We start from the raw sequence: 15902 nt of genomic DNA, 5'->3' as shown, positions 1-15902 counted from the left end.
ACTCGCCTCCACTCGTAGCCAATCACAGGGAATGCACAATTGAAGTTGATCTCAAGGCCTCTGCCTCAACTCTCCTCCAGCTCGTTTAAAACCGTCAGTGCCCTGACCTTGATCCTCGCCTCCCAATGGGCCCACGCCGAGGATTCGCGCCTGCAGACCGTAACGGTGCAGGCGAGCAAGGTCACCGCCAGCGAAGAAGCCCAGCTCAAGCTCGACGAGGTGGCCGGCGGCGTCAGCCTGGTCAAGGCCGCCGATGTCGAACGCGGCCGCTCGGCGACCCTGGAAGACACCCTCGCCTATCAGCCCGGTGTGTACGCGCAGTCGGCGGGCGGCAACGATGCCATCAAGATTTCCATACGCGGCTCCGGGGCCAATACCTCCCCTGGATATTTTCGCGAAGGCACCAAGTTCCTGTTCGACGGCCTGGCCCTGACCGGCTCCGGCGGCACGCCTTATGAGCTGCTGGAAACCCAGGGCCTGGACTACACCGAAGTACTGCGCGGGGCCAATGCCTTCCAGTACGGCGCGCTGTCGCTGGGTGGCGCGATCAATATGGTGACCCACTCTGGCCTGACTGCACCGGGCAATCACGCACGCTTGGAGGCCGGCAGCTTTGGCTGGCGCAAGCAGCAACTGAGCACCGGCGGCGTGGTGGGCAATGGTGACTACTACGTCAGCCTGAGCAACTCCGAACGCGACGGTTACCAGGACTGGACCTTCACCAAGGCCAAGGGCGTGGTCACCAACTTCGGCTACCGCTTCAACCCCAAGCTGGAAACCCGGCTGTTCGTACGCTACCGCGAGGAATACCACGAAAGCTCCGGCACCCTGACCAAGGCCCAGCTCAAGCACAACTCGTCGCGAACCAACCCGGTGGCCCTGGCCAGCCGCGATGATTCGACCAAGCGCGGGTCGACCTGGGTCGGCAGCAAGACCACCTATACCTTCGACGATGACGCGACCCTGGATTTTGGCCTGGTCTATCACAACTATCCGCAGGTGCTGTACCGCAAGAGCACGGTCAACCCCAACTACTGGGACTGGCGCGACCTGAACCTGTCGCTGACCTACAACCGCAGCGACCAGATCCAGGGCCATACCAGCAATACGTCCCTGAGCCTGACCAGCACCCAGCACCTGCAGGCCGGGGTCAAGACCTACAATGGCAACCCCGCCTCCAGCACCTACGGCGCCCTGCAGAAACAGGCGCGCTACACCGGCTCGTTCGACCGCGTGTTTGCCGCCGGCAACGACCTGCAACTGACCGATCGCCTGTGGTTGTCCACCGGGCTGTCGCTGAGCCAGATCAAGCGCGATATCGAAGTGCTTTACTCGGACCGCGCCAATACGTCGCCCTACCCTGACCACTACGACTACGACAGTTGGAACGTCGCGCCGCGCCTGGGCTTGCGCTATGAAATCACGCCCAACTTCCAGGTGTTCGGCAACGTCAGCCGCTCCATCGACCCGCCCAGCAGTTGGTCGTCTTCAGGCTCTGGGGTGGCCAGCAACTACGCCAAGACCCTCACCGAGCAGAAGGCCAATACCGTTGAGTTTGGCGTGCGCGGCAAAGCCGGGATTTTCGACGGCAGCCTGGCGGTGTACCGCTCGTGGATCAAGGATGAACTGCTCACCGTCGAGGTGATTCCGGCCACCAACACCACCGCGGCGGTCAACTCCACCTCCAACGCCAGCCCGACCATCCACCAGGGCGTCGAAGCCGGCCTGGATACCGAGCTGTGGCACAGCGCGCGCGGCGAAACAGTCAGCCTGCGCCAGGCCTACACCCTCAATGACTTCTACTACCGCAACGACGCACGCTTTGGCTCCAACGAGCTGCCGGGGCTGCCCAAGCACGTGTACCAGGCCGAGCTGCAATACCGCCATCCCGATGGGTTCTATGCCGGGGTCAATGTGCGCTCGGTATCGAGTACCGCCGTGGACTACGCCAACACCCTGTATGCGCCCTCCTACACGATCTTCGGCGCCAAGCTGGGGTACGAAGCCCCGAGCAAGAAATGGCAGGTGTACCTGGACGTGAAAAACCTCACCGACCAGAACTACGTTACCGCCATCCAGCCGATCTACGACGCCCAGGGCAAGGACGTTGCCGCGCTGTATCCAGGGGACGGCTTTGGTGCCTTCACCGGTGTGGCGTTCAACTTCTAAGGTGGGAGCTTTCACGATGCCGATCAATCACTGGAGCAGGTTCGGCCTGCTCCTGGGGTTGCTGCTGGTGAGCGCCTGCTCGCCGGACGCCCCACCGCCCAGCTCGGTGCAGCGGGTGGACGGGCACCTGGACGCCCAGGGCCTGCTCAGCTATGACCCCAGCGACTACCACGAAACCCGCCAGGGCACGCCGGGCGGCACCTTGCGCGTGTCAGCGGCGTTGGATACCGGCACCTTCGATGTGCATTCCAGTTACCACGGCAACGTGCAATGGCTGGCGCGCATCGTCTACGACTGCCTGCTGTATCAGGACGAGAACGGCAAGATTTCGCCCTGGCTCGCCAAGTCCTGGGACGTCTCGCCGGATGGCAAGACCTACACCTTCCACCTGCGTGACGACGTGACCTTCAGCGACGGCGAAAAGTTCAATGCCGAGGCGTTGCGGGTCAACCTGGAGCATATGCGCGACCCGGCCACCAAATCACCGCTGGCCGCCGCGTATATCGCGCCCTACGTCGACGGCCGGATCATCGACGACTACACCTTCGAAGCGCACCTGCGCGAACCCTACTCGCCGTTCCTGTATGTGCTGGCGCAGTCCTGGCTGAGCATGGTCTCGCCCAAACAGATCCGAGAAGCACCCAAGAGTATCGCCGAGCACCCTATCGGCTCCGGGCCGTTCGTGCTGCAAAGCTATACCCGCGAACAAGGGGCGACCTTTACCAGGCGCGCCGACTACCACTGGGCCCCACCGGTCACCCGGCACATCGGCCCGGCCTACCTGGACCGTATCGAGCTGAGCATCATCCCCGAGGCCATGACCCGCTACAGCACCCTGCAATCCAAGCGTTCGGACTTCACCCTGGATGCCCCGGCGCAGAATACGGCGGCAATGCGCGCCTCGCAGAACCTGGTGGTACGCAACCGGATTCGCATGGCCAGCCCTTACCGCAGCCTCACGTTCAACACCCTGCGCTTCCCGTTCGACGATGTACGGGTGCGCAAAGCCGTCGCCCAGGCCATCGACCGTGACGGCCTGGCCTGGATCGCCGGGTTCGGTGAGTTCCTGCCCAAGAGCGATTACCTGGCGGTGAACACGCCGTTCTACGATCCGGCCTACCGCGATGTACTGAAGTACGACGTCGACGCCGCCAACCGCCAACTGGACGAGGCCGGCTGGACCGCCCGCGATGCCGAGGGCTATCGGGTCAAGAATGGACGGCGCCTGTCGGCGCACTTGCTGGGTTTTGAAAGCCCGCCGTTCCCCAGCAGCGTCGCGGTGGCGGTGCAGGCGGATGCGAAAAAAGTCGGCATGCAATTCATCATTGAAATGATGCCCCTGGCCCAGCTCACCGACCGCCGCACTGCGGGCAACTACGACGCCATCGGCGGTGGCTATTGGCACACCAATACCCCCGACGGCCTGTACATCCTCTACCACAGCGACTCACGGGCCTCGCCCACCAAAAGCGGCAACAACCTCAGCAACCTCAGCGACCCGCGCCTGGACCAACTGCTCAGCGCCGCCCGCCGTTCCCATGACCCGCGAGAACTGCAGGCCCTCTACAGCGCCGCGCAACAACGCCTGACCGAAGTGGTGCCAGCGGTGCCGGACTTCGAGAGCCAGGTGCTGATTGCCTATCGCACGGCGGTCAAGGGGCTGATCTTCGACACCGTGCACAACACCCCATTCTTTACCAGCGTATGGCTGGACCAGGAGGCACCATGAAACGGCTTGCCGCTCGACTACTGGCCGGCGTGGGCGTGCTGTGGGGCGCGGCCACCCTGACCTTCGTCGCTATTCACTTCAGTGCCGGCGACCCGGTGCTGGCGATTCTCGGCGGGCCGGATGCCATTCCCACCCCGCAGCAACTGGCTCAGGTCCGCGAGGAATACGGCTTCGACCAGCCACTGTGGGTGCAATACGGACGCTACGTGGGCCGCATTGCCCAGGGTGATTTTGGCGAGTCGTACCGCCTGCGCATTCCCGTGACCGAAGCCATCGGCAAGCAGATCGGCGCCACGTTGCAACTGGCCCTGAGCGCTGCACTGTTGGCCATCGGCCTGGCGCTGGCCAGCGCGGTGCTCACCGCCAAGCGCAACCCCTGGGTACGCCGCGTGGCGTCGGCCAGCGAGCTGGTGCTGTCGTCATCGCCGTCGTTCGTGCTGGGGATTTTGCTGTTGCTGGTGTTTTCGTTCCAGTGGCCGGTATTGCCGCCGGCAGGCTCCAACGGCTGGCAAACCCTGATCCTGCCGACCATCGCCCTGGCCCTGCCGATTGCCGGGATGCTCAGCCAGGTGCTGCGCCAGGAACTGGAAGACATCCTCGAACAACCCTTTATCGCCATGGCCCGCGCGCGCGGCCTGTCGCAGACCGCGGTGCGCCTGCGCCATGCACTGCGCCATGCCCTGGTGCCGCTGGTGACCCTGTCCGGGTTCATCTTCGCCAGCCTGCTGGGGGGAGCGGTGGTCACCGAAATGCTGTTCGCCCGCCAGGGTATCGGGCGAATGATGCTCGATGCCGCCGTGGCCAAGGATGCGCCGGTGGTGCTGGGGATCACGTTGCTGGCAGCGCTGGTTTATGTGGTGGTGAACCTGTTGGTGGATGTGCTCAACGGGTTGATTGACCCTCGGGTTAAACCGCGATGAACACCGGTTTTATGTGGGGGCGGGCTTGTGTGGGAGCGGGCTTGCCCGCGAAGGCGGCGTTTCAGTCAATACATAGGTTGACTGATCCAACGCCTTCGCGAGCAAGCCCGCTCCCACAAAAGCCCGCTCCCACATTGGATCGTCGTCAGCTTTGAATGACTTAATTTCAGATTAGGAACCGAACATGAGCAACACCCAACTGCACGAACGCTTCGCCCCGGTTTTCCAGCGCATTGCCCAGGGCGCGGTGCAACGTGAACAGGAGCGGACCCTGGCCTTCGACGCCGTCGGCTGGTTGAAACACGCCGGCTTCGGTGCCTTGCGCGTACCGCGTAGCCAGGGCGGCCTGGGCGCCAGCCTGCCCGAGTTGTTCGCCTTGCTCACCGAGTTGGGCAGTGCCGACTCGAACCTGCCGCAGATCGTGCGCGCGCATTTTGGCTTCGTCGAAGGCCGGCTGGTGAGCCAGGACAGTGAATCCCAGGCGTACTGGTTCCCCAAGGTAGTCGAAGGGCAATTGTGGGGCGCAGCCATGGCCGAGCGCAGTGACACCACCACCAACTCGGTGACGCTCAAACCCACCGCCGCAGGCTGGCAACTGGACGGGCAAAAGTACTACTGCACCGGCACCTTGTATGCCGACTGGATCGCCGTGGCCGCCGCCGACGGTGCCGACTTTATCAGCGTGGTGGTGCCCACCGATGCGCCCGGCGTGACCCGCGTGGATGACTGGGACGGGTTTGGCCAGCGCCTGAGCGGCAGCGGCACCACGCGCTTCGACCAGGTGGCGGTGCCCGAGCATCAGGTACTGCGGCGCTTCAAGCCCGGCGAATTGCGGGCCGAGTCGTATATCTCGGCGTTCTACCAGTTGTTCCACCTGGCGACCCTGGCCGGGATCGCCCGGGCCGCGCTGCGCGATGCCGTGGAGTTTGTCCAGGGCCGCACCCGCGCCTTTGGCATCCCCGGGCAATCCAGCCCGCGCCTGGACCCGCTGGTGCAACGGGTGATCGGCAAGCTGTCGAGCCTGTCCTATGCCGCCGACAGCCTGGTACAGGCCACCGCGCAGGTGCTGCAAACCACCCATGAGGCCGTGCTCGACGGCTCCATCAGCGAAGCGCACTACGTCGACGCCGATGTGCGTACCTACCAGGCACAGCAAGTGATCCTGCCGCTGGTGCTGGAAGCCACCAGCCTGCTGTTCGAAGTCGGCGGCGCCTCGGCTACCAGCCAAGTGCGGCGCCTTGACCGGCATTGGCGCAATGCCCGCACCCTGGCCTCGCACAACCCGGCGATCTACCGCGAACGGGCCCTGGGCGATTTCTACCTCAACGACGTCAGCCCCGCTGCCGCCTGGCGCGCCGCCCAGGAACAAGCCGTGGCCGACAACCCCGAGCATGCCAGCGCGCGCGATGAAGCCAGCGCCGTCTAACCCCAGGAACCTGCATGAAAAAGCACATGAGCATTGGCATGAACATCCTCGGTTTCGGCGCGCACGCGGCGGCCTGGCGGGTCGGCGAAGTGCCGGCGGATGCCTACCTGGATGTGGAGTACTACCGCAATATCGCGCGTATTGCCGAGCGCGGCTGCCTGGATGCAATCTTCCTGGCCGACGGCCCGGCGTTGGTGGGCGATGTGGCCACGCAGCCGGTGGGCCGCCTGGAACCGACCATCCTGTTGACTGCCGTGGCCCTGGCCACGCAACACATCGGCGTGATCGCCACCGCCTCCAGCACCTATAACGATCCCTACAACCTGGCCCGGCGCTTTGCCTCCCTGGACCATATCAGCGCGGGCCGCGCGGCCTGGAATGTGGTGACCAACGCCACCGATGCCGCCGCACAGAATTTTGGCCTGGCCAACCAGCTGCAGCACGCGCAGCGCTATGCCCGCGCCGAGGAGTTTATCGACATCGCGTGCAAGCTCTGGGACAGCTGGGAGGACGACGCGATCATCGGCGATGCCGGCAGCGGGCGCTACGCACACCCCGACAAGATCCACAGCCAGGACTTTGTCGGCCAGCACTTCTCCATCAAGGGCCCGCTGAACCTGCCCCGCTCACCCCAGGGCCGTCCGGTGCTGGTGCAGGCAGGCTCGTCGGAAGGCGGCAAGGCCCTGGGCTCGCGGTATGCCGATGCCATTTTCACCACCCAGACCAGCCTGGAAGATGGCCTGCACTTCTACCGCGACATGAAGCAACGCGCCGCGCACTGGGGGCGCAACCCCGAGCACCTGAAAATCATGCCGGGCCTGTCCACGGTGATCGGCAGCAGCGAGGCCGAAGCCCATGCGCGCTTTGATCAACTCAATGCCTACCACGGCGAACATGGCCTGATCCAGCAGGTGGCCGCGCGGATCGGCATCCCGGCCGAGGAGCTGGAGCTGGATGCGCCGCTGCCGTGGGCGCGGATCGGTGAAGTGGGCACTTATGAGCAAGGCTCCCAGGGGTTTCTCGAAGCCCAGCTCAACCTGGCCCGCCGCGAAGGCCTGACGGTGCGTGAACTGTCCCGGCGCATCCTGGTCGGCCATCGGCTGCTGGTGGGCACCCCGGAACAGGTGGCCGACACCCTCGAACACTGGTTCCTCGCGGGCGCGGCCGATGGCTTCAACATCATGCCGGACATGTTTCCCTCGGGGGTCGAGGTGTTTGTCGATGAGGTGGTGCCGCTGCTGCGCAAGCGCGGGGTGTTCCGCCATGAATACAGCGGTAGCACGTTGCGTGAGCATTTGGGCTTGCCGTACCCGCAAAGCCAGTATGCAAGGAGCCGCCATGAAACCCACTAACCCTGTGGCGAGCGGGCTTGCCCGCGCGGGGCTGCGCAGCCCTCCCGGCCCTCTATCGGGCAACCCCGTTCTGCGCGCTATGTTGGGGCTGCTTCGCCGCCCAACGCGGGCAAGCCCACTCGCCACAAGGGGGCGCGCCACTGTCAGGCCTGGGTTGGCCCTGGCCTGGCTGTTTTTGATCGCGCTTATCCTCGCCGCCATTGCCCCCCATTGGCTGACCGGCGTCGACCCACTGGCCGCCGCCGCCCGCAACGCCTACCTGCCCCCCAGCAGCAGCCACTGGCTGGGCACCGATGAAAACGGGCGCGATGTACTCGCCCGCTTGATCCACGGGGTGCGTCCTTCGCTGTTGATGGGCCTGGTGTCCACAGCCATCGGCCTCGGCGTCGGGATCATCCTCGGCTTGGCGGCGGGACTTGGCCCGCGCCTGGTGGATGGCGCAATCATGCGTTTGATCGATGTGTTGCTGGCGTTTCCCGACCTGCTGTTGGCCCTGGTGATCATCACGTTCTGGGGCCAGGGCCTGTGGATCACGCTGATCGCGGTGGGCGTGGCGAGCATCCCGCGCTTTGCGCGAATGGTGCGTGCGCAGACCCTGGTAGTGCGCGATGCGCCCTACGTCGAAGCCGCCACCACCCTCGGCCGACATCGTGCAGCCGTGGTGTTGCGGCATGTGCTGCCCAATGCGATCAAGCCGATCCTGATCCTCGCCACCATTGGTATCGGGCACAACATCATCACCGGCGCGGCCTTGAGTTTCTTAGGCTTTGGCGCCTCGCCGCCCGCGCCGGAATGGGGTTCGATGCTCGCCATGGGCCGCAATTACCTGGCCAATGCCTGGTGGTTGGTGGCCTGGCCGAGCGTGGCAATCATCCTGACGGTGGTGTCGATCACCGCCATTGGCCGTGACTGGCTGGCACGCAGTGAGGGTAAATCCCGATGAGTACGTTAGTTCAAGTGCAAGACCTGCGGGTGCAGTTTGGCCACACACCGATTATCAAGGGCATATCGTTCAGCCTGGCCGCCGGTGAATGCCTGGCGCTGGTGGGCGAGTCTGGCTCGGGCAAAACCGTCACCTCACGCACCCTGAGCGGCCTGAGCGGCGCCGGCTCACGGGTACAGGCCGAACGCCTGGCGTTTGCCGACATCGACCTGCGCCAGTTGGACGACCGTGCCTGGCAGACCCTGCGCGGTGCGCAGATCGGCTTTGTGATGCAAGACGCCCTCGGCTCCCTCGACCCCCTGCGCCCGGTGGGCAAGGAAATTGCCGAACCGTTGCGCTTGCACACGCAACTGGATCGCGATGCGCGCCAGGCGCGGGTCATCGAGTTGCTACGTTCGGTGGGTGTCCCACAACCGGAACTACGCGCGTTGCAGTACCCCCATCAACTGTCGGGCGGGCTGCGCCAACGGGCCCTGATCGCCTCGGCGATTGCCGCAGGCCCGCGGCTGTTGATTGCCGATGAGCCGACCACGGCGCTGGACGCCACGGTACAGGCGCAAGTCCTGGCGCTGCTGGAATCCCTGCGTTCCCAGGCCATGGCGATGCTGGTGGTCAGCCACGACCTGGCGGTGGTGTCGCGCCTGGCGGACCGGGTGGCGGTGATGCATCACGGGGTGATTGTCGAGCAGGGCCCGGTGGAGGCGATCCTGCATGATCCGCAGCACCCTTACACCCAATCGCTGCTGCGGGCTGGGCGCGCCGTGCATTTCCAACGACCGAACCGGGCGGCGCCGAAGGTGGCGAGTGTCGAGCGTTTCGACCTGCCGTTGATCGAGGCGCGCAACCTGCAAAAAACCTTTATCGGCCCCGACGGCCAGCCCCATGTCGCGGTACACAACGCCAGCTTCAGCCTGCGGGCTGGGGAAACCCTGGGGATTGTCGGCGAGTCCGGCAGTGGCAAGACCACCCTCACCCGCATGCTGCTAGGGCTGGAACGCCCGGACGCCGGCGATGTGTGGCTTAACGGGCGGCCCTGGAGCGCACTCAACGATCAGCAACGCCGCCAACTGCGCCAGCGCATCCAGGTGGTGTTCCAGGACCCGCAAAGCTCGTTTGACCCGCGCTACACCGTGGCCCGGGTGCTGAACGAGGCGCTGCAAGTGGCGGGCCTGCCACGCCGCGAATGGCCGGCACGCACCCTGGAGCTGCTGGAGTTGGTGCGCCTGGATGCCAGCGTGCTCGACCGCCGCCCCTTGGAGCTTTCCGGCGGCCAGCGGCAACGTATCGCCATTGCCCGGGCGCTGGCGCCCAACCCCCAAGTGCTGGTGTGCGACGAACCGGTGTCGGCCCTGGATGTGTCGGTGCAGGCGCAGATCCTCGCGCTGCTGGCCGACCTCAAGTCACGCCTGAAACTGGCCTGCCTGTTCATCTCCCACGACCTGGGCGTGATCAACCAGGTCAGCGAACGGGTGCTGGTGATGAAGGACGGCGAAGTCGTGGAAAGCGGCACAGTGCGCGACGTATTTGACCACCCCCAACATGCCTACACCCGCGCCCTGCTCGACGCCATCCCGCAGATCGACCGGCCGGCTCCGGTGCCCGAGCACCACTTCATTACCTATGCCATTGCCATATAAGGATTGTCATGAGCTTTTTGTCCGTGCCAGAGCTGTTGCAGCGTGCCGCTGTGTTATTGCCGCAGATCGCCGAGGGCGCCGCCGAACGCGAGCGCACCCGGCAACTGCCCCATGAGCAGATCCGCCAGCTGGCCGCAGCGCGCCTGCTGACCCTGCGGATTCCCCAGCGCTATGGCGGCAGCGAGTCCAGTGTGCGCGAGGTGGTGCAGTTGGTGATCGACCTGGCGGCGGTAGATTCCAATATCGCCCAGTCCCTGCGCCCCAGCTTTGCCTTTATCGAGAGCTTGCTGGTGCAAAAGTCCGAAGCCGAGCGCCAGTTATGGTTTGCCCACTACCTGCAAGGCGAGGTGTTCGGCAACGCCGGCTGGGAAATCGGTGGCGCCAACGGCCAGGTCAGCGCGCGGATCGTGCCGGAGGGCGAACACTTTCGCGCCAATGGCAGCAAGTACTACAGCACTGGCGCGCTGTATGCCGATTGGGTCAGCGCAGTAGCCCTGGATGAAAACGAGGAGCCGGTGTCATTCGTGGTGCCCCGCGACCGCGAAGGCCTGGAACTGGTGGATGATTTCGACGCCATGGGCCAGCGCCTGACGGCCAGCGGCACCACGCGCCTGAACAACGTGCTGGTGCGCCGCGAAGAAATTCGCACACGGGTGGTGGAGGAAGGCCAGCGTTCGATCATCACGCCGTTCCTGCAACTGTTCCTCGGCGCGGTGCAGGCCGGCATCGCGCGCAATGCCTTGAACGATGCGGTGGCCTTTGCCAAGGAACATGCGCGGCCGATCAAGCACAGCAGCGCCAGCCGCTCGGTGGACGATCCCTATGTGGAGTTTTCCGTGGGTGAGATCTCGGCACGCGCGTTTGCCGCTGAAGCCGTGGTGTTGCGTGCGGCTGACCGCATCGACGCCGCGTGGGCCAATGCACTGGATCACCAGTCGGTGACCCGCGCAGCCATTGACGTGGCCCAGGCGCAATACATCGCCGCCGAGTCGGCACTCAAGGCCGCTGAACTGCTGTTCGACGTGGGCGGCGCCTCCACTACCGGGCGCAGCCATAACCTCGACCGGCACTGGCGCAATGCGCGCACCGTGGCCAACCACAATCCGCGGCACTGGAAGGCCGCGGTGGTCGGCGCCTATCGGCTCAAGGACACCGAGCCACCGACGTCGGGCTTGTTCTAGAGCCTTGCTCTCTGGTATTGCATAGCAACTGTCTGCGCTTTTGAGGAGTTCACCATGATTTACCGCACACTGGGCCAATCCGGGCTCAAGGTCAGCCCACTGACCCTGGGCACCATGATGTTTGGCGAACAGACCAACACCGAAGACTCGCTGCGCATCATCGACAAGGCCTGGGACCAGGGCATTAACTTCATCGACACCGCCGACGTCTACACCGGCGGGCGCTCGGAAGAAATTGTCGGCGAAGCCATCAGCCGGCATCGCGACGATTGGGTCGTGGCCTCCAAAGTCGGCTTCGGCCCGCCGGACGGCCTGCCCAACCGCAGCGGCCTGAGCCGCAAGCGCATTTTCAACGCACTGGAGGCCAGCCTCACCCGCCTCGACACTGACTACCTGGACATCTACTACCTGCACCGCGAAGACCACGCCACCCCATTGGAGGTCACGATTTCGGCGATTGGCGATCTGATCCGCCAGGGCAAGATCCGTTATTGGGGACTTTCCAACTACCGGGGCTGGCGCATCGCCGAAGTGGTACGCGTGGCCGAACGCCTGGGGGTAGACCGGCCGATCATCAGCCAGCCGTTGTACAACATCGTCAACCGCCAGGCCGAGGTGGAACAGATCACTGCAGCGGCGGCCTATGGCCTGGGCGTGGTGCCCTACAGCCCGCTGGCCCGTGGCGTGCTCAGTGGCAAGTACGCACCGGACATCACCCCCGAAGCCGGCAGCCGCGCCGCCCGCCAGGACAAACGCATCCTGGAAACCGAATGGCGCGTGGAATCGCTGCGCATCGCCCAGCAGATCCAGCAATACACCCAAGGGCGTGGCGTGGGGATTGTCGAGTTTGCGATTGCCTGGGTCCTGAACAACCAGGCCGTCAGCTCGGCGATTGTCGGGCCGCGTACCGAGGCGCAGTGGGACGCCTATACCGGGGCGCTCGAGGTGAAGATCAGTGCTGAGGACGAGGCGTTTATTGATTCGCTGGTGACGCCGGGGCATGCGTCGACACCGGGGTTCAATGATGTGGGGCACTTTGTCTCGGGGCGAGCTGTACGGCCTTGACGGATGATCTGAGTAAAACGGGGGAAGAGCTTCCCCCGCATTAAACGTGACTGACAGTCGAGCGCTATAGGGGCTGGTCGAAAAAGCTGTTTGGGTTGATGCTCCCGCTCTGCACATAGAAGTCCGAGTCACTAAAGACACTGACGTCATACTCAGGCATCGCGCGATCGGCACCAAAAGGTTTGAATGTACTCCCCACTTTTCCGCTGTTGAGCAGGCTCTCTAATGCTTTCTCCATAGCCTGCTGAGTTGGAAACTTGGCCAGCCCGAAATTCGGATCGTAAAAAAAGAAACTTTTATTATTATTTTCTACAATCACCCCGGCAATAACGCCATGTCCCTTATCACTTATTTTAAATGTGGTGGTCACCGTGGCATTGCCCAGCTCTCCGATAATATCCTTGTAGGTCATCCTCTTAACCGGTTGACTGCCATGAAAACTGTAAGCGACATTATCATGCAGCGAACTAAGATTCTTTCTGAAATTCAGGATCTTGGGATCTTTTGACGCAGCTGTAGCCTTATATAAGTTAGCAATCAGCACATCTTCTTTCCCCTGAGATATAGCCAGGGCCATGCTATTCGAGAGGGCAGCACATTCACCATTACTTAACACATCAACTTCTGACAGGTAAAGATTTTGTGGCATTCCCTTAGCGGTACCGCCTGCAGCCTCGACCTCATTTTTAAAATGTAAAAAATCCTCAAGACTTTTACCCGCCTTACGTTTTTCCAGAACCCTGACCAAGACACCTATTTGTTCGGAGGTTCGCTCGGGCTTCAACGCGAGCTCTTTGATCTGATAACTTTTCATGCCTTTATAGTAGCCATTGATACTGTCCGGGCTTCCGCTATTGTAACCTCGCTCATAACTCGCACTATCAGGACCGTATTTTGCATTGTCCATTTTAACTCTGAACTTGTCGTTAATAAATGGATCTACGGGCTGCGAGCTTTCTCCGAAGAAATATTCTTTCAAACCGTCAATTCTGTTCTGACTGGAAGGTGTAGAAGACGAGCCAACTCTTGCTTCCCAGACACCGGCTTCATTAGGCTTAGCGACAGTGCTGCTGCTTACCAGTTTCGATGGATCTTTTGGGTCTGGCACCCGCAGCAGGTAGTGCGTCCCGTCCCCAGCATCCGGTTTATCAGCAGCAAAATATTTGCTGCCATTAAACTCTATCTCACGTATCCCCGCGCCACTCCTGGATAACGGAGCCGTATTGAGTCTGAACTGCTTGACTCCCTTGCCAATATCATCTGCCGCGTTCCCCGCCCATTTAATCCCCTGCACACCGCCCTCCCATTTGACTCCCGAAACGCCAGGACTGCGAGTAAAACCAAGAATCTTTTTTGTAAAGGTGGAAAGCGGAGGAAACGCCGATTTCACGGCCCGAACAGCCCCTTTGCTCAAACTGGACGCCACTTCTCCGACAGGCAACGTGAAAGAAAGCAGGTCTACCCATATCTTGGCAACGCCCTCTATGGGGCGGCCTGCAATGATGGCCTCGATGCCGTGCCAGAGGGGAACAAATCCCTTCAGGAACTCTCGACGCTTACCCCTGGACGCACTGAGTTCCTTATAATTTTTCCTATCGTCTTTTTCGGCCTGGGTTACACGTTCGGGATCCTCTTCTGCCATATACAGCAGATCCAGATCTTTAGCATAAAACAACTTCTCCGAGATATTATTTGCAATGTCATTGGATCGCTTGGAGGATAAGGTTTGCGGCGTGGCTTGTTCGCCTGAACTGGGCTCGGCATCGGAAAACTTGCCAAGAGGCTCTAACGTATAGAGCTTCGCACGAAAAACCTCGTTATTCGGCCGAAGATCGGACTGGCTATCAACCCTAGGTTGATACTGAGCGCCCTGTAGACTTGGCTTGTCCCACACAGAAAACTCTTTGGAATAACTGCCGTCTTCAAGTTTTTTTTGCCCAATCGCACTACTCCCATTGAAAACGCCAGCATAATTATTATGCTTGCGTGCAATGCCGCGCGCAGGGTCAATTTCATAGACCGTTGTTTTTCCCTTATACACTGCTTTAATAAAAAAACTTCCACGTTCCAGGTCATCTTTGTCCCCGGGGGGCTTCAGCGCATAAGTGCTTACCGCACCATGCTCTATGGCGATCCGGTCTTCCGGGCTCAACGTCGAAATCAGTTGTTTTATAAGAACACCGTAAGCCTTTTTTTTGTTTGCAAGATCAGCCTTGAAGTCGTCAGCAAACCTCTTGTCGTCATAGAGGGCGGTTGGGTACTTCTTATTATCCGGATCGTTGTGCCCAGCGATGGGCGACACCCACTGCGTCCCGGTAAAGTAATTTTTGCGCATAGGCATTGGAGTCGTAAGACTGGTAATGGACTTTGCCATCTCCTCCAGATGTAAATCGAGCGCCGACGCTGCTTTGTGAATATCATCTTTTGAGTAGTCGTTTTTTTTCGCAAGAATGCCATTGGCCACGGCCCAATCCAACGCAGGAGCAATTCTTGTCGACGCAATCAGCGCCTCCTGCCCTGGCGTCGTAGCCTCAGCACTCATTTTGCCGGGATAAGCGATCAACTGCTCCCGAGTCATCCGCTTGGAAGACCCCGGTTCAATCATTTCGGCAAGATTGATACCGTGCTGGTAATTCACCCAACCTGCGGAGGTTTTGGCTAACCCATCCCCAGCATCTTCGCTCGCCGCTTGAGGCTGTCCTGCCGGGCCCACCGCCGATGCCGACGAGCCGACAGAACGCAGGTCGCACCTCCCCCCGTCTTGAACTGCACGCGTATCCTCAGGAGGAAGAGTTGGATACCGCGTAGATGGCAAGCTATTCACATCGGTTTTCATCATCAGTCATCTTCTTTTGACGGAGTTTTCCCTGGCTCACGTGAGACGCACAGCCTGGATTACCGATGTATGTGAATGTTGCCTACAAATTTGTTCCAGATGATGGATGACAAAGTGTTACCAAGTTTTCACGGGGCCCGATGAACCGCTTAGCCCAGCGGCACATCCATGCTGACCTTGACCCGGTCCATCACCACGATGCTGCGAAACCATTTGATATTACGGTTCTCGTAAAACAGCGTGCGCGCCAGGGTTTCGTAGGCCTTCATGGTTTCCACCACGACCACCAGCATAAAGTCCGCATCGCCGGTGACGTAATAGCACTGCTGCACCTCGGGGATCGACATCTGCGCCTTGAGCACGTCGAGGTCTTCGATATGGGTGCGCTCGGCGTGCACTTCCACCAGGATCGTGATCGGCTTGCCCACCGCATCCTGATTGACCACCGCCGTATTCGCGCTGATCGCCCCGCTCTGTTCCATGCGTTTGATGCGCCGCTGTACCGCTGCGGTCGACAGGTTGACCTGCTCGCCAATCACCCGCAGCGCGGTGGTGTTGTCCCGTTGCAGGTGCTTGAGAATCGCGCGGTCGAAATCATCCAGGGGCGGTGGAGGGCTGACGGGCATGCTGGCGAACCTTGGACG

The 15902-nt window shown here is 61.8% G+C and carries 11 protein-coding genes; 9 read left to right on the top strand and 2 right to left on the bottom strand.

The features are described 5' to 3' along the window. Window positions 1-39: 39 nt before the first annotated feature. The 9 genes from GDV60_RS12415 to GDV60_RS12375 all read left to right on the top strand — a co-directional run bounded on the left by GDV60_RS12415 (window position 40) and on the right by GDV60_RS12375 (window position 12422). A complete protein-coding gene (locus tag GDV60_RS12415; RefSeq protein ID WP_238353709.1) occupies window positions 40-2169 on the top strand; it encodes a TonB-dependent receptor domain-containing protein in 2130 nt (709 codons plus the stop codon). A 16-nt stretch (window positions 2170-2185) separates the two neighbouring features. After that, window positions 2186-3898 carry an ABC transporter substrate-binding protein gene (locus GDV60_RS12410; protein WP_029294696.1) on the top strand — a complete coding sequence of 571 codons (1713 nt, stop codon included), beginning with the start codon at window positions 2186-2188 and terminating at the stop codon, window positions 3896-3898. After that, window positions 3895-4818, top strand: coding sequence for an ABC transporter permease (locus GDV60_RS12405; protein WP_029294693.1), 924 nt, complete (start codon window positions 3895-3897; stop codon window positions 4816-4818). The genes GDV60_RS12410 and GDV60_RS12405 overlap by 4 nt, the downstream gene beginning before the upstream one ends. Window positions 4819-5002: 184 nt before the next feature. Further along, a complete protein-coding gene (locus GDV60_RS12400) occupies window positions 5003-6244 on the top strand; it encodes an acyl-CoA dehydrogenase family protein (RefSeq protein ID WP_159907389.1) in 1242 nt (413 codons plus the stop codon). A gap of 14 nt (window positions 6245-6258) precedes the next feature. Next, on the top strand, window positions 6259-7596 hold the full coding sequence (locus GDV60_RS12395; protein ID WP_159907387.1) for an LLM class flavin-dependent oxidoreductase: 1338 nt from the start codon (window positions 6259-6261) through the stop codon (window positions 7594-7596). Between the two features lie 175 nt (window positions 7597-7771). Beyond that, window positions 7772-8539: an ABC transporter permease gene (locus GDV60_RS12390; RefSeq protein ID WP_240160289.1), complete on the top strand. Its 768-nt coding sequence runs from the start codon at window positions 7772-7774 to the stop codon at window positions 8537-8539. Continuing rightward, the gene (locus GDV60_RS12385) at window positions 8536-10176 is read left to right on the top strand and encodes an ABC transporter ATP-binding protein (RefSeq protein ID WP_029294685.1); all 1641 of its coding nucleotides are present in this window, start codon (window positions 8536-8538) and stop codon (window positions 10174-10176) included. Before GDV60_RS12390 ends, GDV60_RS12385 begins: the two co-directional genes overlap by 4 nt. 8 nt (window positions 10177-10184) lie before the next feature. Further along, window positions 10185-11357 (top strand): acyl-CoA dehydrogenase family protein, encoded by a 1173-nt coding sequence (locus GDV60_RS12380; protein ID WP_133714417.1) that lies wholly within the window; start codon window positions 10185-10187, stop codon window positions 11355-11357. Window positions 11358-11411: 54 nt separating this feature from the next. Beyond that, window positions 11412-12422, top strand: coding sequence for an aldo/keto reductase (locus tag GDV60_RS12375; protein WP_092236378.1), 1011 nt, complete (start codon window positions 11412-11414; stop codon window positions 12420-12422). A 64-nt stretch (window positions 12423-12486) separates the two neighbouring features. Here the strand turns inward: GDV60_RS12375 and GDV60_RS12370 are convergent, their stop codons facing one another. Beyond that, entirely contained in the window at window positions 12487-15261 is a 2775-nt protein-coding gene (locus GDV60_RS12370) for a hypothetical protein (RefSeq protein WP_159907385.1), read from the bottom strand. 146 nt (window positions 15262-15407) lie between these two features. Next, window positions 15408-15884, bottom strand: coding sequence for an Lrp/AsnC family transcriptional regulator (locus GDV60_RS12365; protein ID WP_133714419.1), 477 nt, complete (start codon window positions 15882-15884; stop codon window positions 15408-15410). Between the last annotated feature and the right edge of the window lie 18 nt (window positions 15885-15902).

The organism is Pseudomonas sp. DTU12.1, from assembly GCF_009873475.1.
In the GTDB taxonomy this organism is placed as follows: Bacteria; Pseudomonadota; Gammaproteobacteria; order Pseudomonadales; family Pseudomonadaceae; genus Aquipseudomonas; species Aquipseudomonas proteolytica.
This window is presented reverse-complemented; position numbering and strand designations above follow the sequence as displayed.